The organism is Microbispora sp. NPDC004025 (assembly GCF_053604425.1).
The window spans coordinates 155,419-171,945 of sequence record NZ_JBSGHN010000007.1 but is presented as its reverse complement, the minus strand read 5'-3'; the positions used below and the strand labels follow the sequence as shown (position 1 = coordinate 171,945).

Sequence of the window (16,527 nt, the reverse complement as noted above, 5' to 3'; positions counted from 1 at the left end):
CGCCCCGCCGGTGGGAGGCGCGGCGGGGCGTCGGTCGGAGGAAGGGGCTCAGCCCTTGATGGCGCCGATGATCACGCCCTTGGTGAAGTGGCGCTGCACGAACGGGTAGATGAGGAGGGCGGGCAGCACGGCGATGGCGACGATGGCCATCTTGATGGCCAGCGTGGGGGGCGCGACGTGCCCGAAGCCGCTGACGCCCACGGTGGCCGTCGGCAGGGGGTTGGAGTCCACGACGTACTGCCGCAGGATCAGCGCGAGCGGCCACTTGCGGGTGTCGTCGATGAACAGCGTCGCGTTGAACCACGCGTTCCAGTAGCCGACCGCGTAGAACAGGCCGATGACCGCCGTGACCGCCTTCGACAGCGGCAGCACGATCCGCCACAGGATGCGGAACTCCCCGGCGCCGTCGATGCGGGCGCTGTCGAGCAGTTCGTGCGGGATGTTCATGAAGAACGCGCGCAGCACGACGATGTTGAACGCCGACACCGCCGACGGCAGGATCAGCGACCAGTACGTGTCCTTCAGCCCGAGCGAGGCGACCATCAGGTAGGTCGGGATCAGCCCGGGGAAGAACACGAACATCAGCAGGACGCAGAACAGGATCGGCCGGTGGAACAGCGACCCCGGCCGGGACAGCGCGTACGCCCCGAGGACGCTGACGCCGAGGCTGACCGCCGTGCCCACGACGGTGACGCCGGTGCTGACCAGCACCGCGCGGCTGACGACGCTGTCGGAGAAGATCTGGCGGTACGCGTCGAGTGTGATGCCGTCCGGCACCAGCACCAGGCCGCCCACCCGGTTCACCGTCTCGGCCGACGACAGGCTGGTCAGCACGATCGTGTAGAGCGGCAGCAGCACGGCGAGCACGATGAGCGCCAGCGCGCCGCCCTTGCCGATCCGGCCCGCGAGCGAGCCCGGTTCCTCCCAGGGCGCGAGCCCGGACACCTTCTTCCTGCTCATGATCGCGAATACACCCCCCGCTCGCCCAGGGCGTGCGCCACCCGGTTGGCCGCCAGGATGAGCACCAGCCCGACCAGCCCCTTGAACAGGCCGGCCGCCGCGCCGTATCCCAGGTCTCCCGTGCGCAGGCCGGACCAGTAGACGAAGGTGTCGAAGACCTCCGACGCCTTGCTGCCGACCGCGCCGCGCTGCAGCATGAACTGCTCGAAGCCGACGTTGAGCGCGTCGCCGAGCCGCAGGATCAGCAGCAGCACGATGACCGGCCGCAGCCCCGGCAGCGTGATGTGCCACATCCGGCGCCACCGGCGGGCCCCGTCGACCGCGGCGGCCTCGTACAGGTTGGGGTCGATCGTGCTGAGCGCGGCGAGGAACACGATCGTGCCCCAGCCGGCGTCCTTCCAGACCGTCTCCGCCGTGACCAGCAGGATGAACGTGTCGGAGTTCGTCATCCAGTCGACCCCGGCGTGCCCGTGGTCGCGCAGGATCTGCGCGAGCAGCCCGGCGCCGCCGAACATCTGCTGGAAGATCGCGACCACCAGCACCCACGAGAAGAAGTGGGGCAGGTAGACGATGCCCTGGATGAGGGCCCGCAGCCGCCCGGAGACCACGCTGTTGAGCAGCAGCGCGAGCGCGATCGGCACCGGGAAGTAGAAGACGAGCTGGAACGCGGTGATGCCCAGCGTGTTCACCACCGCACGGATGAACTGCGGGTCGCCGAACAGCTGGGCGAAGTTGGTGAAACCGATGATCGGGCTGCCCAGGATGCCGCCGGTGAACGGGTTGTAGTCCTGGAAGGCGATGACGTTCCCCAGCGCCGGGATCCACCAGAAGCCGGTGACCAGCACCAGCATCGGCGTGGCCATGACCAGCAGCGGCCAGTCCCGGCGCAGCCGGTCCCTGAAGGCGCCCCGCCGTGCGACGGCCGGCCCGGCCTGGGCCGCCCCGGGCCGGACCTCCGTCACACTCCTCGTGTCCGCGTCGGCGCTCACAGGCGGCCGTTCTCCCTGGCGACCTTCATGTAGAACTCGCGGGCCTCGTTGCCGCCCTGCTCCTGCCAGTCCTTGAGGATCTGGGCCCACTCGGAGACCGGCCGCTTGCCGCGGAAGATCTCGTTCATCTTGTCCTCGGTCGGCTTGACCAGACCCGCCATCTTGGAAGGCACCTCGACCCGGATGCCGACGAACGGGTCGTTCTCCAGGTACTTCGAGGCCGTGGTCTGCCAGCCGTGGTACGCCTCGACGTAGCCGGGGTACTGGTTCTCGGTGATCGCGCCGGGTCGTCCGGACAGGAACATGTACGTCGGGGCGAACTCCTTGCGGCCGAGCGCGGTCTGCTGGACCTGCCCGTCCTTCAGGGTGAAGTGCTTGCCCTCGACGCCGTTGTTGACCAGGTCGAACTCTTGCGTGCCGTACGGCGCGGAGCACCAGTCGGCGATGCCGATCAGCTCGCGGGTGCGGGCGTCGCCGAGGCCCTTCTTGATGAAGCAGAACATGCTGGCGGGCTCGTTGCGCCACACGATGACCTTGCCGCCCGGGTGGGCCGGGTAGGGGTCCACCGCCCGCACGTCGAACTTCGGGTTGGTGGGCAGGAACCGGCCGAACAGCTCATGGATCGTGCCGATGCCGTCCTTGTACATGACGAGCTGCCCGCTGCCGAAGGGCTCCTTGTGGTCGGCGAACTGGTTGGCCACCACGTCCGGGTGGACGTACCCGGCCTCGAACAGCTTCGTCACGAACTCGATGGACTGCAGCCACTCGGGCGTCTCGTACTTGTAGATCAGCGTGCCGTCGGGCTGCTTGCGCCACTCGCGCGGGGCGCCGAACGCCCGCTGGATCTCCTGGTCCATGCCGCCGAACGCCCAGCGCTTCTTCTTCGGGTCGGTCAGCTCCTTGCCCAGCGTGAGCAGGTCGTCGGCGCTCTTGGGGTGGGACAGGCCGAATTCGTCGAGGATGTCCTGGCGGACGACCGTGGCGAACGGGTAGGGCGCGTTCTGCCACGGGATGCCCTGCAGGACGCCGCCGAACACGCCGTACGACCAGGCGGCGGTGTCGTAGTTGGCCAGCAGCGGGAACTCCTTGGCCTTGTCGCCCGCCAGATAGGGCGACAGGTCGGCGAAGAGCTTGTTGGCCGCCTCGGTGAAATGGGCGATGGTGATCAGGTTCCAGCCCGGAATCTGGATCATGTCGGGCACGTCGCCGCTGGCGAGGAGGGTGTTCAGCTTGTCGACGTAGGTGTTGCCGTCCGAGATGTTGAACCGGACGACCCCGCCGAGCCGCTCGTTGACGGCGTCGAAGTAGGAGTTCTCGCCGAGGCCGGGGGGAACGGTGCCCCACAGCGGGGTCATCACCTTCACCTCCGTGCCGCTGGTGATCGGCTTGGCGGTGACGGCCTGGACCATCGTGCCCGGCCTGGACAGGAAGCCGGGTTCGACGAATTCGGCGCCCGGCAGGTCGGGCGACAGGCCCGGCACCTGGAACGGCACACGGGTGGGCACGAGGCCCTTGAGCTTGTCGGCGGCGACGGCGGTGCCCTTGGGCAGCTCCTTCTTGGCCGCGCAGCCGGTGAGGCCGGCGGCGGCGAGCGCGCCCGCGCCGACGATCCCGAGGAATCCGCGGCGGCTGGTCAGGGGGCCGCCGGGGGGTTGGCTCATTGGTGCGATCCTTCCGGGAAAGTTCCGACGCAGTTAGTTCGTCAGGTGACCAAACAAATTAACCGGTTCACGGGGTGGCGACAAGATTTCATGAAACATTCAGGGGCTCGACCGTCGAGGGCGTCTCGGCCATGCTGCAGACAATAGGACTGGCCGCCTTCTCCGGCTGAGGGCGCTCTCTCCCCGGACCTGAGGAGTGGCCGTGACCGACGCGATGGCGGCGGACGAGGCGGGAAACGAGCTGACCGCGTTCCACCGGGTGGCGGAGCGGGCGATGTTCTCCGACGCCCCGACGCCGCTCGCGCTGGTCGCCGCCTGGCACCGGCACGCGCACCTGGACCGGCTGCTCCTCGTCTTCAACCGCTACCGGCAGTGCTGGGAGCTGCCGGGCGGCCTGCTCGATCCCGGCGAGACGCCCCGGCAGGCGGCCGTACGGGAACTGCGCGAGGAGTCCGGGCTGCGGACCGAGGACCTCACGTTCGCGGGGTACGCGCGGTTCGTGCTGGGGCCCGAGCGGCGCGCGGAGTACGCCGCCGTGTACGCCCTGCGCGTCGCGGGACCGCACGGCGGGTTCGTGCCCAACGCCGAGATCGCCGCGATCGGGTGGTGGGACGGCATGACCCCGATGACGGGCCGGGTCCAGAAGCTGGACGTCCTCCTGGGCCGGCTGGCCCGGGAGGTCATTTCCGGTTAATGGCCGGGTCGATTCGGGTGGAACCCGAAAGGACCGGTCCAAAATTGACACTCGGCCGCAAACAGGATTGACAGCGACCGTAACGCCGGAAATAGCGCGATATTCAATTACTCATGAGTACCATCTCTCCGCTCCGGACCCTCGCTGACCAGCGCATATAGCGTAAATATCGGCATCTGGTGGTCAATATCCGATATTGCGGACGCAATTCCGGATGCAGATGACATAATGCGTGGGAGCGCTCCCGCGCCATCGGCTGCTATCTCCGCAGCGCCATCCGGCACGCCTGCCCAAGGGGCACGTTGGAAGGAAGGTGCCGCGTCTTCATGACGGCATTCGGCAAAAGTCCTCCGTCCGGGCCGCAGATCGACGGAAATGTTTCGGCGGACGTGGTCCGCGCCGGCTCCCGCCCCTGGGCGCCCCACCTGTGGTGGATGGCCCTGGCGGTCGGGGCGGCCGGCTTCGCCTTCGTGTGGCTGGCCACGCCGCACGCCAGGGAGATCGGCTCGCCCTGGGAACTGGTGGCCAAGCTGGTCGCGTTCGCCTGCCTGTGCGTGGCGATCGCGGTCTTTCCCTGGGTGTCGCCCCGGCTGAACTGGCTGCTCTACGTCCCGTTCGTCTTCTTCACCGGCTATCTCATCCCGCGGATCAGCTGGTTCTACTACGGCGACGGCGCGCGAGCCCAGGGCGACAGCTTCTACACGCACCTCTACCTGCTGCTCTATCCGGGCATCGTGCTCACGGTCGCCGCCGCCTACCGCATCGGCGGAGGCACCCCGGGCCGCTCCCTGAAGATCATGGCGAGCGGGATCCTCATCGTGTTCTCGGGCTTCCTCGACCTCATGTGGTTCGTCGTCAATCCGGTCGAGATCCCCGAGGTCATCGACGCGCCGCACATCAACCTGTTCACCGGGGGGCCGATCTCGTTCGGCGCGACGATCGTGTTCGCGCTCGCGCACGTCCCGATCATCGTCGGGGTCAACCTGCTCCCCCTGGACCGCTGGATCGGCCGCCTGCTGGGGGCAGGTGAGCCGTGAGCGGTGCCGTGAACATCTCCGTGGCCGCGCCCGCGTACAACGAGGCGGAAACCATCGCGGCGGTGGTGGACGAGTGGCAGGACTACCTGGACGGCAACCCGGCCGTGGGCGACTGGGAGATCGTCGTCTGCGACGACGGGAGCGGTGACGGGACCGGAGAGATCCTGGCCGCGCTGCGGGCGCGGTGCCCGCGGCTCGTCGTGGTCACGTTCGAACGCAACCGGGGCGCGGGCGCGGCCATCGCCGCCGCGATCGCCCACACCCGGCTCGACTGGGTCGTGCTGCTGGACTCCGACGGCCAGTTCCCGATCGCCAATCTCGACCGCGTCCTGCCGCGCGTCCGGGCCGGGGAGGCGCTCGCGTTCTCCGGGGCCCGGATCAGGAAGGCCGACGGCCTGGCGTACCGCTGGGGATCGGCGGCCAGCGGCGCGGTCAGCAACATGCTGCATGGGACGCGCTACCGCGACTTCAACTCGATCTTCAAGGTGGTGTACGGCCCGCTCTTCCGCGCGCTGCCGCTGGAGTCCGGCGGGATGAACTGCTCGACCGAGATCACCGCGCGGGTCGCCGAGCTCGGGCACGAATGGGTGGAGGTGCCCATCGAGCACCGGGAACGCGGCGGCGGCAGCCGCGGCTGGCGATACTGGCGCGGCGCCCGCGACCGGGCCCTGTTCGTCGCCTACCTCGGCCTGCGCCACTGGCTGCTGCGCCGGGGCGTCCTGCGCCGGACCGTGCCCGAGGTGTCGCAGGTGCCGGAGCCGGTCGCGGCGGTGGCCGAGGAGGCCCGATGACCGTCGCGGTGGCGATGTTCAGCGGCGGCCGCGGGGCGGCCAGCATCGCGAGGGGCATGCTGGGCACCCCGGGCGTCGGCCTGTCACTGGTCGTCAACGGCTACGACAACGGCCTGTCCACCGGCGCGCTGCGCCGCTACCTGCCGGGGATGCTCGGGCCGTCGGACTTCCGCAAGAACCTCCTGCTCCACCTCGATCCCGCCGACCCGGCGCAGGCCGCGCTGGCGACCGTACTCGACCACCGCCTGCCGGCCGGGACCACGCCCGCGGAACTCACCGAGGTCGTGGATGCGATCGCCGGACGGCGCGGCGCGTTCGCCGCGCTGCCCGAGGCGGCCCGCGAGGCCCTCACGGCGGACCTGCGCGTGTTCGCCCGGCGGCTCGCGGCCCAGCCGTACGGGCTCGACCTCGCCGACTGCGCACTCGGCAACCTCGTGTTCGCCGGGGCCTACCTGCGGCTCGGCCGGGACTTCAACGCCGCCGTCGACGCGTGCGTCCGCACGTTCGGCTCACCCGTACGGCTGCTCAACGTGACCAACGGGGAGAACGCCTTCCTGGCCGCGCTCAGGAAGGACGGCGGACTGCTGGCCGACGAGGCCGACATCGTCGCGCCGCAGGACCCGGGCACGATCACCGACCTGTTCCTGCTGCGCGAGCCGGTCGGCGCGCGGCGGCGGGCCGAGCTGGAGGCGCTGCCGCCCGAGTGGACCAGGCGGATCCTGGGCCGCGAGCGCGCCGAGGTGACGCCGAACCCGCGGGCGCTCGAGGCGATCCGCGACGCCGACCTCGTCGTCTACGGCCCGGGCACCCCGCACTCCTCGCTCCTGCCGAGCTATCTCACGCCGGGCGTGGCGGACGCCGTCGCGCGGAGCCGGGCGGCGGCCAAGGTGTTCGTCGTCAACACCCGCGAGGACCACGACATCCGGGGGCTGACCGCGCCCGACCTCGTGGACCGCACGCTGGCCCACCTCGGCGACCCCCGCAACGAGCGGCGGCTGGTGACCCATGTGCTCAGCCATCGCACGCCGGGCCCGGACGCCCCCGCGGTGCCGGAGGAGATCCTCGACCGGGGCGAGTGGGCGGGGGCCCGCTGGGTGACCGCCGTCATGGAACACCCGGGGCGTCCCGGTGTGCACCACGCGGAGCGCACGGCCGAGGCCCTGCTCGCGATCAGGGACGAGGCGGCCTTGGCGCGGGTCCGATGACGGCTCTCCTGACGGACGCGTGCGCCCGGCGCGTCTGGCTGTTCGACCTCGACGGCACGCTCGTGGACTCCTGTCCCGCCCACGAGGCGGCCTTCCGGCAGGCCATCGCCGAGGTCGCGCCCGATCTCCTCGCCTCCTTCCGGTACGCCGACCACGCGGGCGCGAGCACCCGCGAGGTGGCGGTGCGCCTGCTGGGCGACAGCGGGGAGGCGGCCCGGCTGGCCGGGCTGAAGCAGCGGCTGTACCGCGAGCGGGCCGGCGCGGTGGCCGTTTTCCCCGGCGCGCGGCGGCTGCTCGGCCGCCTGGCCGCGGGCGGGCGCGACGCCTACCTCGTCACCAGCGGCAGCCGGGCCTCGGTCGAACGGGTGCTCTCGGCGTGCGCGCTGGACGCGTACTTCCGGGGCGTGCTCACCAGCGACGACGTGCCGGCGAGCAAGCCCGACCCCGCGTTCTACGCGTACGCGTGCGACCACTGGGGCCTCGACCCCGGCGCGGCGGTGGTCCTGGAGGACTCCTCGCACGGAGTGGCGTCGGCGGTCGGCGCGGGCCTGCCGACCCTGCACGTCCACGTCGCCGAGCCCGCTCCCGGGGCGGTCGCGGTGCGTGACCTGGAACAGCTCGTGTCTCTCCTGGACCCGGAGGTGTGCGGTGCCTGCTGAAGGCGTGTGCGCGGTGATCCCGGCGGCCGGGCGGGGGACCCGCCTGGGCCTCGGCATTCCCAAGATCATGGTGGAGATCGCCGACGGCGTCACCGTGTGGCACGTGCTCCACCAGCGGCTGCGGCCGCTCGCCGAGCACATCCACGTCGTGATGTCCCCCGAGGGGGAGGGGCCGTTCCGCGCGCTGGCGGCCGGGCAGATCGCGAGCGGCTCGGTCTCGGTGAGCGTCCAGGAAAGGCCAACCGGCATGGGCGGCGCGATCTTCGGCGCGGCGCCGCACTGGGAGGACTACGGCACGATCCTCGTCGTGTGGGGTGACCAGGCGGGCCTGTCCCCGGTGACGGCCGCCCGTGTCGTCGAGGCGCACGAGAAAGGGCTCACGATCCCGCTGGTGCCGATGCCCGACCCGTACGTGGAGTACGAACTCGACGACGACGGGACGCTGCTGCGGGTGCGCCAGTCGCGGGAGGGCGACGAGTGCCGCCCCGGCGGGCTCAGCGACGTGGGCGTGTTCTGCCTGAGCACGGAAGGGCTCCACGAGGCGTGGACGCGCTACCTCGACGAGGCGGCCCCGGGCGCCCGCACCGGTGAGGTCAACTTCCTGCCGTTCCTGCCCTATCTGTCGCGGGAGCGGGGCCGGCCGCTGACGGTGGTGCCGGTGACCGACCCCGACGAGGCGCGCGGCGTCAACACGGCCGACGACCTCGCGTTCGCCCGGCGGGCACACCAGCGGTGGGCGCGCTGACGGAACGGGCGGCCGGGCTCCTGGCCGCCCATCGCTGGGCCGCGGGGCCCACGCTGGTGAGCACCGTGGCCAGCGGCACGGCCGCCGCCACCACGCTCGTCATCGCCAGGGGCGTCGGCGCCGCGGCGTTCGGCCACTTCACCGTCGTCCTGTCGATCGCGCTGATCGTCACGGTCGCCATGCTGATGAGCCTCAACTCCGTCATGTTCCAGGAGCTGCCGCGGGCCGAGTCCGCCGCGCGGCCGGCCCGGCTGAGGACGGAGCTGGTGACGACGGCGCTGCTGTGCACGCTCGTGCTGGGCGCGGCGGTGTTCGCCGCCGGGATGCTGGCCGCTCCGCTGCTGACCGGCGTGCTCGGCGTGGACACCCGCACGCTGGCCTTCGCGCTGGCGCTGGCGTTGTCGATGACGCTCAACCAGCTCACCGAGAGCTTCCTGCGCGGGCTGAAGAGGTTCCGCCTCGTCGCCGGGCTCAAGCTCGCCGTGGCGGTCGCCTACCTGGGCGGGGCCGCGTTTTTCCTGCTGGTCCTCGGCCTGCGGGAGGCCGAGCCCTACCTGGTCGCGCTGATCGGCACCAACCTGGTCTTCGCCCTGCTCTCCTTCGCCGGGTTCGAGGTCGCGCCGCGGACCTGGTCGCGGGCGCTGGCCCGCTCGATCTACCGGCACGGCGCCTACGTCACCGTCATCGGCGCGCTCACGGCGGTGGTGTTCGGGGTCGACGTCATCTTCCTCAACCACTGGGCGCCCCGGGCCGACGTCGGGGTCTACTCCGTGTACAACGGCTTCCCCAAACGGCTGCTCGGCGTGGTGTTCACCGACGGCGTCGGCCTGGTGTTGCTGCCCACGCTGGCGACGTCCGACAAACCGGCCGTGATGCGGCGCATCGCCCGGCTCGCCCCGGCCGTGTTCGCGGCGACCGCGGTGTTCGCGTTCGCGGCGAGCACGGTGTTCTTCCTGCTCGTGGGGGGCGAGTATCCGTACTCGCTTGGCCTGATGGCGTTGTCGGCGGTCGGGATCGGCGCGCACACGGTCTTCAACCTCCAGCAGGTGGCGCTGACCATGGACGGCGTGCGGGGCGCCAGGGTGCTCATCGGCTGCCTGCTGGCCGGGACCCCGCTCGCGCTCGCCTGCCAGGCGGCGCTGATCGCCTGGCAGGGGCTGGTCGGCGGACTGGTGGCCTTCGCCCTGAGCAATCTCGTCCTGGTGGCCGTCGTGACGGCCGTCTCCACCCGGCTCTACCGGCCGGCCGGCGTATCGGAGGTACGCGGGTGAGGATCGCCCACGTCATCAACCAGTTCCCGCCCAACATCACGGCGGGGCTCGGCCGGTACGCCGAGCTGATCGCTCCGCAGTTGTCCCGGCGCCACGAGATGGCGGTCCTCACCGTGAACGACGGCCGCCTGCCGGTGTGGGAACGGACCGGCGGCATCACGGTGTACCGCCCGCGCGGGCGGCTGCTCGGGTGGCTGCTCGGGGCGATCGCCCGCCGCAGACGGCTCAACCGCACCCGCGGCGTGGAGTTCCTCCTGCTCGCGCTGACCGTCGTGGTGAGCAACTGGCGCTACTTCCTGCTCCTTCGGCGGCTGCGCCCCGACCGGCGGCCCGATCTCGTCGCCGTGCACGACTCGACGAACTTCCTGTGCGGGCTGCTCTGCCACTACCTGCTGCGCCTTCCGGTCGTGTTCCACGTCCACACCACCGAGTACGGCGTCGCCCCGCAGCGCAGCATCGCCGACCCGCTCAACCTGTTCGCCGCGCTGGAGAGGTGGCTCGCGCGGATCTCCCGGCGGGTCGTGGTCGCCACGCCGGAAGTGCGCGAGCAACTGCTGACGGCGGGCTGGGACCGCTCGCCGATCGACGTCGTCCGCCTGGGCGGCACGTACGAGCAGGTGGTCGCCGACCCCGGGTTCGACCCCGGCAAGCTGCGCCTCGGCGCGGCGGACCTGCGCGCCCGGCTCGGCATCCCCGAGGGGGACCGGGTGCTGCTGTTCGTCGGACGGATCGAACGGCAGAAGGGGATCTACCAGCTGCTCGAGGCCATGCCCCGCATCCGCGCGGCGGTGCCGGACCTGCGCCTGGTGATCGTGGGCGAAGGCGACGAGGCCGGCGTCGCGCGGATCACCGCCGAGGCGGGGCTCGGCGACCGGGTGCTGACCTCCGGCGGCTGGGTGTCGGGACAGGCGCTGCTGGAGTACTACGCGATGGCCGACGCCTGCGTCTTCCCCTCGCTCTTCGAGCCGTTCGGGCTGGTGGCGACCGAGGCGATGGCCCTGGCGCGGCCGGTGATCCTGGGCGACGGCTTCTCCCGGATCTTCCTCGGCGACCCCGCGGAGCCCGCCGTACGGTTCGTGCGGGCGGCCGACCCCGGCGACATCGCCGGCGGGGTGATCGAGGTCATGACGGACGCGGACCTGCGCCGGGCGCTCGCCGAGCGGGGCGAGCGGCTGGTGCGGGAGACGCTGAGCTGGAGCCGGGCCGCCGAGGAGACGCTCGCCGTCTACGCGGAAGTGCTCTCGGACGAAGGGGCGAGGCGATGATCTCGCTCGTCGTGCCCTGTTACAACGCCGCCAGGACGCTGCGGCTGTGCCTGGAGTCGGTGCTGGCGCAGACGCGCGTGCCCGACGAGATCGTCGTGGTCGACGACGCGAGCACCGACGGCTCGGCGGAGATCGCCGAGCGGCTGGGCTGCCGGGTCGTCCGCCTGCCGGAGAACCGGGGCGTGTCGGCCGCCAGGAACGCCGGGATCGACGCCACCTCGGGTGAGGTGATCTTCTTCCTCGACTCCGACGTCGCGCTGCGGCCCGACGCCGTCGCGAACGCGACGGAGCTGCTGGAGCACGACCCCGAGGTCGGCTGCGTCCACGGGGTCTACGACACCGTGCCGCTCATCGACGACGGGCCGGTCGAGTGGTACCGCATCCTGCACGCCGTGCACTGGCGCCGCCGCCACCTCGGCGAGGTCAACAGCGTCGTGTTCGCCCTCGCCGCCATCCGCCGCGACGTGGTGCTCGCCACCGGCAGGCTCGACGAGCGGCTGCGCGACTGCGAGGACGTCGAATACAGCAGCAGGCTCGCCGTACGCAGCCGGATCGTGCTGACCGACACGGTCGTCGGCCGCCACGACGACGGCAGCCGCCTGCTGCCGATCCTGACCGAGCAGTGGCGGCGGGCCCTGCCGCTGATCCCGCTCGCGCTGACCACCACCCGGCGTGGCGCGGCCAAGCCGGAGCACGCCAACAGCCCGGGAGGCATCCTCTCCTGCGCCCTGGCCCTGGCGAGCCTGGGGCTGGTGCTGCTGAGCCTGCCGTTCGGGCTGTTCCACCCCCTGCTGCCGGCCGTCCCCGGCGTGTTCGTCGCCGGGTTCGTCCTCGCCGATCCGGAGCTGGTCGGGTTCGTACGGCGGCAGCGGGGGCCGGTCTTCGCGGCGTACTTCATGGCCGTCCATCTGGTCGTCCACGTGGTGCTCGTCACCGGCCTGGTGGCCGGCTCGCTGCGCCTGCTCACCGGCCCCCGGGGAAGCCGCGCCGAGACCGCGTGAGACGTCAGGCGCAGCCCACGCGGCCGGTGCTCAGGGCGATGTCGTCGAGCCACAGGTCGTACGCCGCCGGGGAGGGATTCGGCTGGTAGAGCTGCCAGCCGATCTTGACGGTGTCGAAGCGGGGGAAGACGAAGTCGACGTCGTTGCCGCCGTGGCTGCGGGTGGAGACGGTGAGGTCGGGCTGGGCCACGCCGTCGAACCAGACCGAGATCTTGTTGTCCGCGGGGTCCATCCGCCACTCGACGCACTGCCACACCCCGGCCCGGGAGGGGGCCGACTCGCGCCAGTTTGTCCAGTCGCCCGTGGGGCCGCCGTCCGCGCCGACCCCCCACAGGTCCTTGCGCAGGGTGGGGACGTACTGGCCGCCGAGCGGCCGGACGATCTCCGGGCCCGCGCCGGTCGCCTCGATGAGCGTGTAGTGGGCCCAGTCGGGCGCGGTGGGGAACTCCTTGACGCGCAGCCGGACGCGGCCGTAGAAGCCGTTGCCGGGCGGGGCGAAGTCGTCCACCTTGAGGAACGCGCGCCCGTTGCCCTCGGTGTGGACGTGCAGCACCTTCTGTCCGCGTTCGGCGTGCTCGACGGTGAGCGTGCCGTGCTTGGTGTCGACGCCCCACCCGAGGCTGGCCGCGCCGCCGACCGGCAGCGACTGGAAGTCCTCGCAGAAAAGCGTGCCGCCCTTCGCGCAGGTCCCCGGGCCGTGACCCGGCCCGTGACCCGGCCCGCGATCCGGCCCGGGAGACGCGGAGGCCGCCGGGGCCGCCGTCAGCGGCAGCAGCAGGGCCAGACAGGCCGCGGGTAACAGTCGTCGCACGACGCGCTCCTTTTCCCGGTGACAAGGCACTCGTAAGGTACGGCAATTGGGAGCGCTCCCATAAGAGGGGTGCCGAAGATCGATGAAAGGGCCGGATCGCGCGGATAATCTACGCGTGAAAGGACCTTCCCGGCGATTATTTCTCCAGTTCAGCGGGCTCGCCGCGCTGCTCTCGGCGTGCGCTCCCCCCAAGGAGAGCCGCGAGGAGACCCACGCCGGAGCCTTCGCCCTGCTGCGCCGCCGCTGGCGGGAGATCACGCTCGGCCACCCGGGTGCGTTCGATCCCGCGCGGGAGCCGTACCGGACCCGGCTGGCGCGGCTGGGCGCGCAGGCGCGCCGGCACCGCGACGCCATGGCGCCCACCGCGAGATCCCTCTGGCCGGACCTCCCCTTCCCCTCCCTCGACGCCACCCCGGCGCGGCTGCGGTTCATGGCCCGCGCGTACGCGCTGCCGGGCACCGGGCTGACCGCGGAGCCGGGCCTCGGCACGGCGGTCGGCGCGGGCATCGCGCACTACGTGCGGCACGTGTACGCCGCGGACGCCGAGCAGACCGGCAACTGGTGGGACTGGCAGATCGGGACGCCCAGGGCGCTGCTCGACGCCGCCGTGCTCGTCGCCCCGCACCTCACGGACACGCAGGGCGCGGCGCTGTGCGAGGCGGTGGACGGATTCGTCCCGGAGAGCCGCCTGGACGACTACGTGGGCAACAGCACCGGGGCGAACCGGGTCGACCTGTGCACGGTGACGCTGCTGCGGGCGATCGCCGGCGCGGACCCCGGCCGTGCCGCGCTCGCGGCCGCCGCGCTCTCCCCGGTGTTCCCCTACGTCACCGAGGGCGACGGCTTCTATCGGGACGGCTCGTTCGTGCAGCACGGGTTCGTCCCCTATCAGGGCGGGTACGGCGCGGTGCTGCTGACCGGCCTCGCGACGCTGTTCGCGGTGCTGCGCGGCACGCCGTGGGAGATCACCGACCCGGCGGCGCGCACCGTCCTCGACGCCGTGGACCGGGCGTTCGCCTCCTTCGTCCACGACGGCGCGTGCATGGACCTCGTCCGCGGGCGCGGCGTCGACAGGCGGCCGTTCGGCGACCACGGGAGGGGCAGGGAGATCGCCGCGGCGGTCCTGCTGCTGGCCGAGACCGCCCCGGAGGCCGAGCGGGCCCGCTGGCGGGCCATGGTCAAGGGCTGGGCCGTGCGCGACACCGCCAAGCCCATGCTCCGGGCGGCCGAGGGGGCGGCCGAGGCGAGCGACCTGGCGTTCCACGCGCGGCTCGCGGCGGTGCTGCGCGACGCGACGGTCCCGGCCGCCGCCGAGCCCGCCGGGCACCGCCTGTTCCCCATGAGCGCCCGCGCCGTCCACCGCGCCGCCGGGTGGTGCGCGGCGCTGAGCATGGCCTCCTCCCGCGTCGCGCACTACGAGTACGGCAACGGCGAGAACCTGCGCGGGTGGCACACCGGCTCCGGGATGCTCTACTGGTGGGCGCGCGGGCACGGCGACCACTACTCCGACGCCTTCTGGCCCACCGTGGACCCGTACCGGCTGCCGGGCACGACGGTCTCGACCCGGCGCCTGCCCGACGGCGCCGGCGGCGAGTGGGGCGACACCCGCCCGCCGGCCGCGTGGGTGGGCGGCGCGACCGACGGCGTGTACGCCGCCGTGGGTCAGCACCTGTTCGGCCTGGAGAGCACGCTGGAGGCGTTCAAGTCGTGGTTCTTCCTCGACGACGCCGTGGTCTGCCTCGGCGCGGGCATCACCTGCCGGGACGGCGTGCCGGTCGAGACCGTCGTGGACAACCGCAGGACCGGCGCCCGGCTCACCCCCGGCACGGGGTGGGCGCACCTTGAGGGCCATGGCGGTTACGTCGTGCCCGCCGGGCAGTCCCTGCGCACACTGCGCGAGGACCGCACGGGCGCGGGGGCCACCCGGGCCTACGTCACGTTGTGGCTGGACCACGGCGCCGACCCGGACGCGGCCGGTTACGTCTACCACCTCCTGCCCGGGGCGAGCCGGGCCGCGACCGCCGCCCGCGCCGCCGATCCCGGCTGGGCCCGGGTGCTCGCCAACACCTCCGCGCAGCAGGGGGTCGAGGTCCCGTCGCTGGGCGTCACCGCGGTGAACTTCTGGACGGGCGGACGCGCCGGAGGACTGACGGCGTCCGATCCGTGCGCGGTCCTCGTGCGCGACCTCGGCGACGGCACGGCCACGGTGACCGTGGCCGATCCCCGGCGCGAGCTCGACGGGCTGACCGTGACGTGGGACCGCCCGGTGGCCGCGGTCGCGCGCGGGCACCCGCTCCTGGACCACGCGGAGACCGGCTCCCGGCTGACGCTCACGTTCGGCGCACTGGCCGCTCGCGAGGGCGCCTCCTGCACGGTGACCGTACGGACGGCCGCTTCGGCGGCGTGAGCGGCGTGAGCGGCATGTCATCATGAACGCCGTGTCCACCCTGCCTGATGACCTGGACGGCGCGCTGGAGGAGTCGCTCGGACGATTCCCGATGGCCGAGCTGACGCGGAGCGTGCAGACGCTCATCCGGCAGTACCGGGAGGGCTTCGACCGGAGCGTGCCGGCGCTGAGCTCGGAGGTCGCGGTCGCCGCGTACGCCGGCTATCGCATGCCCGCGACCTACAGCGCCGTGAGCGCCGCGCTGCGCCAGGTCGCCCTGCTGGCTCCCGGGTTCGCGCCGGAGACCCAGGTGGACGTGGGCGGCGGCACGGGCAGCGCGCTGTGGGCCGCGAGCGCGGTCTGGCCGACGCTGCGCACGGTGACCGTCCTGGAGCAGTCCCCCTCCGCCATCGCCTTCGGCCGGCGGCTGGCCGGTCGCGCGCCCGCGGCGGCCGTACGCGAGGCGCGCTGGCAGCAGGCGGTCGTCGACCGGAGCGTGCCCGCGCCCGCGGCCGACCTGGTCACGATGTCCTACGTGCTCGGCGAGCTGTCGCCCGCCGTCCAGGAGGACGTGGTCGGATCCCTGGCAGCGGGAACGGCCCGCACCGCCGGCATGCTGGTGATCGTCGAGCCCGGCACGCCCGGCGGGTACGCCCGGATCGCGGCGGCCCGGCGGCTGCTGGCCGGGCTGGGCCTGCACGTGGTCGCGCCCTGCCCGCACGACGGCGAGTGCCCCATCGTCCCGGACCGGGACTGGTGTCACTTCGCGGTCCGCCTCAACCGCACCGCGCTGCACCGGCGGGTCAAGGACGGCACGCTGAGCTTCGAGGACGAGAAGTTCTCCTACGTCGCGGTGTCGGCCCGGCCGTGGCCGCGCGCGGAGGGCCGGATCCTGCGCCATCCCCTCAAGCGCAAGGGACTCGTCACGCTGCGCCTGTGCACGGCTGAGGACGGGCTGGCCGACCGTGCGGTCTCCAAGCGGCAGGGCGAGACCTACCGCGGGGCGCGCGACGTCGTCTGGGGCGACGCCTGGCCGCCGCTCGCCTGACGGT

At 72.4% G+C, this 16,527-nt stretch carries 15 protein-coding genes; 11 read left to right on the top strand and 4 right to left on the bottom strand.

What is annotated here, in order from left to right:
* Positions 1–48: 48 nt before the first annotated feature.
* From ACWEQG_RS19940 to ACWEQG_RS19930, 3 genes are read right to left on the bottom strand one after another with little or no spacing between them, the layout of a single operon-like run.
* On the bottom strand, positions 49–960 hold the full coding sequence (locus ACWEQG_RS19940) for a carbohydrate ABC transporter permease (RefSeq protein ID WP_452286584.1): 912 nt from the start codon (positions 958–960) through the stop codon (positions 49–51).
* A complete protein-coding gene (locus ACWEQG_RS19935) occupies positions 957–1,949 on the bottom strand; it encodes an ABC transporter permease (protein ID WP_452286582.1) in 993 nt (330 codons plus the stop codon). Before ACWEQG_RS19935 ends, ACWEQG_RS19940 begins: the two co-directional genes overlap by 4 nt.
* The gene (locus tag ACWEQG_RS19930; protein WP_452286580.1) at positions 1,946–3,610 is read right to left on the bottom strand and encodes an extracellular solute-binding protein; all 1,665 of its coding nucleotides are present in this window, start codon (positions 3,608–3,610) and stop codon (positions 1,946–1,948) included. Before ACWEQG_RS19930 ends, ACWEQG_RS19935 begins: the two co-directional genes overlap by 4 nt.
* Before the next feature lie 202 nt (positions 3,611–3,812).
* On the opposite strand from ACWEQG_RS19930, the gene ACWEQG_RS19925 reads away from it, so the two are divergent.
* The 9 genes from ACWEQG_RS19925 (at position 3,813) to ACWEQG_RS19885 (ending at position 12,278) form a co-directional block, all read left to right on the top strand.
* Positions 3,813–4,304 carry an NUDIX hydrolase gene (locus tag ACWEQG_RS19925; protein ID WP_452286579.1) on the top strand — a complete coding sequence of 164 codons (492 nt, stop codon included), beginning with the start codon at positions 3,813–3,815 and terminating at the stop codon, positions 4,302–4,304.
* A 326-nt stretch (positions 4,305–4,630) separates the two neighbouring features.
* Entirely contained in the window at positions 4,631–5,341 is a 711-nt protein-coding gene (locus ACWEQG_RS19920; protein ID WP_452286577.1) for a hypothetical protein, read from the top strand.
* On the top strand, positions 5,338–6,132 hold the full coding sequence (locus ACWEQG_RS19915; protein WP_452286575.1) for a glycosyltransferase family 2 protein: 795 nt from the start codon (positions 5,338–5,340) through the stop codon (positions 6,130–6,132). Before ACWEQG_RS19920 ends, ACWEQG_RS19915 begins: the two co-directional genes overlap by 4 nt.
* The gene (locus ACWEQG_RS19910) at positions 6,129–7,337 is read left to right on the top strand and encodes a 2-phospho-L-lactate transferase CofD family protein (protein ID WP_452286573.1); all 1,209 of its coding nucleotides are present in this window, start codon (positions 6,129–6,131) and stop codon (positions 7,335–7,337) included. Before ACWEQG_RS19915 ends, ACWEQG_RS19910 begins: the two co-directional genes overlap by 4 nt.
* Complete coding sequence (locus tag ACWEQG_RS19905) at positions 7,334–7,996, top strand: HAD family hydrolase (RefSeq protein ID WP_452286571.1); 663 nt, start codon at positions 7,334–7,336, stop codon at positions 7,994–7,996. The genes ACWEQG_RS19910 and ACWEQG_RS19905 overlap by 4 nt, the downstream gene beginning before the upstream one ends.
* Positions 7,986–8,741, top strand: coding sequence for an NTP transferase domain-containing protein (locus ACWEQG_RS19900; RefSeq protein ID WP_452286568.1), 756 nt, complete (start codon positions 7,986–7,988; stop codon positions 8,739–8,741). The genes ACWEQG_RS19905 and ACWEQG_RS19900 overlap by 11 nt, the downstream gene beginning before the upstream one ends.
* Positions 8,729–10,012: an oligosaccharide flippase family protein gene (locus tag ACWEQG_RS19895; protein WP_452286566.1), complete on the top strand. Its 1,284-nt coding sequence runs from the start codon at positions 8,729–8,731 to the stop codon at positions 10,010–10,012. The genes ACWEQG_RS19900 and ACWEQG_RS19895 overlap by 13 nt, the downstream gene beginning before the upstream one ends.
* The gene (locus ACWEQG_RS19890; RefSeq protein ID WP_452286564.1) at positions 10,009–11,277 is read left to right on the top strand and encodes a glycosyltransferase family 4 protein; all 1,269 of its coding nucleotides are present in this window, start codon (positions 10,009–10,011) and stop codon (positions 11,275–11,277) included. Before ACWEQG_RS19895 ends, ACWEQG_RS19890 begins: the two co-directional genes overlap by 4 nt.
* Positions 11,274–12,278, top strand: coding sequence for a glycosyltransferase family 2 protein (locus ACWEQG_RS19885; protein WP_452286562.1), 1,005 nt, complete (start codon positions 11,274–11,276; stop codon positions 12,276–12,278). The genes ACWEQG_RS19890 and ACWEQG_RS19885 overlap by 4 nt, the downstream gene beginning before the upstream one ends.
* Before the next feature lie 4 nt (positions 12,279–12,282).
* Here ACWEQG_RS19885 and ACWEQG_RS19880 read toward each other — a convergent pair whose 3' ends face one another.
* Positions 12,283–13,089 carry a hypothetical protein gene (locus tag ACWEQG_RS19880; RefSeq protein ID WP_452286560.1) on the bottom strand — a complete coding sequence of 269 codons (807 nt, stop codon included), beginning with the start codon at positions 13,087–13,089 and terminating at the stop codon, positions 12,283–12,285.
* 115 nt (positions 13,090–13,204) lie between these two features.
* Between ACWEQG_RS19880 and ACWEQG_RS19875 the strand changes: the two genes are divergently transcribed.
* Together ACWEQG_RS19875 and ACWEQG_RS19870 are read left to right on the top strand one after the other, a co-directional pair.
* Positions 13,205–15,496: a polysaccharide lyase 8 family protein gene (locus ACWEQG_RS19875; RefSeq protein ID WP_452286558.1), complete on the top strand. Its 2,292-nt coding sequence runs from the start codon at positions 13,205–13,207 to the stop codon at positions 15,494–15,496.
* A 31-nt stretch (positions 15,497–15,527) separates the two neighbouring features.
* A complete protein-coding gene (locus ACWEQG_RS19870) occupies positions 15,528–16,523 on the top strand; it encodes a small ribosomal subunit Rsm22 family protein (protein WP_452286556.1) in 996 nt (331 codons plus the stop codon).
* Positions 16,524–16,527: the final 4 nt, after the last annotated feature.

Coding starts and splice junctions, on each gene's coding strand:
- ACWEQG_RS19905 (WP_452286571.1), top strand. CDS start 7,334: ATGACGGCTCTCCTGACGGACGCGTGCGCCCGGCGCGTCTGGCTGTTC.
- ACWEQG_RS19930 (WP_452286580.1), bottom strand. CDS start 3,610: ATGAGCCAACCCCCCGGCGGCCCCCTGACCAGCCGCCGCGGATTCCTC.
- ACWEQG_RS19940 (WP_452286584.1), bottom strand. CDS start 960: ATGAGCAGGAAGAAGGTGTCCGGGCTCGCGCCCTGGGAGGAACCGGGC.
- ACWEQG_RS19920 (WP_452286577.1), top strand. CDS start 4,631: ATGACGGCATTCGGCAAAAGTCCTCCGTCCGGGCCGCAGATCGACGGA.
- ACWEQG_RS19910 (WP_452286573.1), top strand. CDS start 6,129: ATGACCGTCGCGGTGGCGATGTTCAGCGGCGGCCGCGGGGCGGCCAGC.
- ACWEQG_RS19885 (WP_452286562.1), top strand. CDS start 11,274: ATGATCTCGCTCGTCGTGCCCTGTTACAACGCCGCCAGGACGCTGCGG.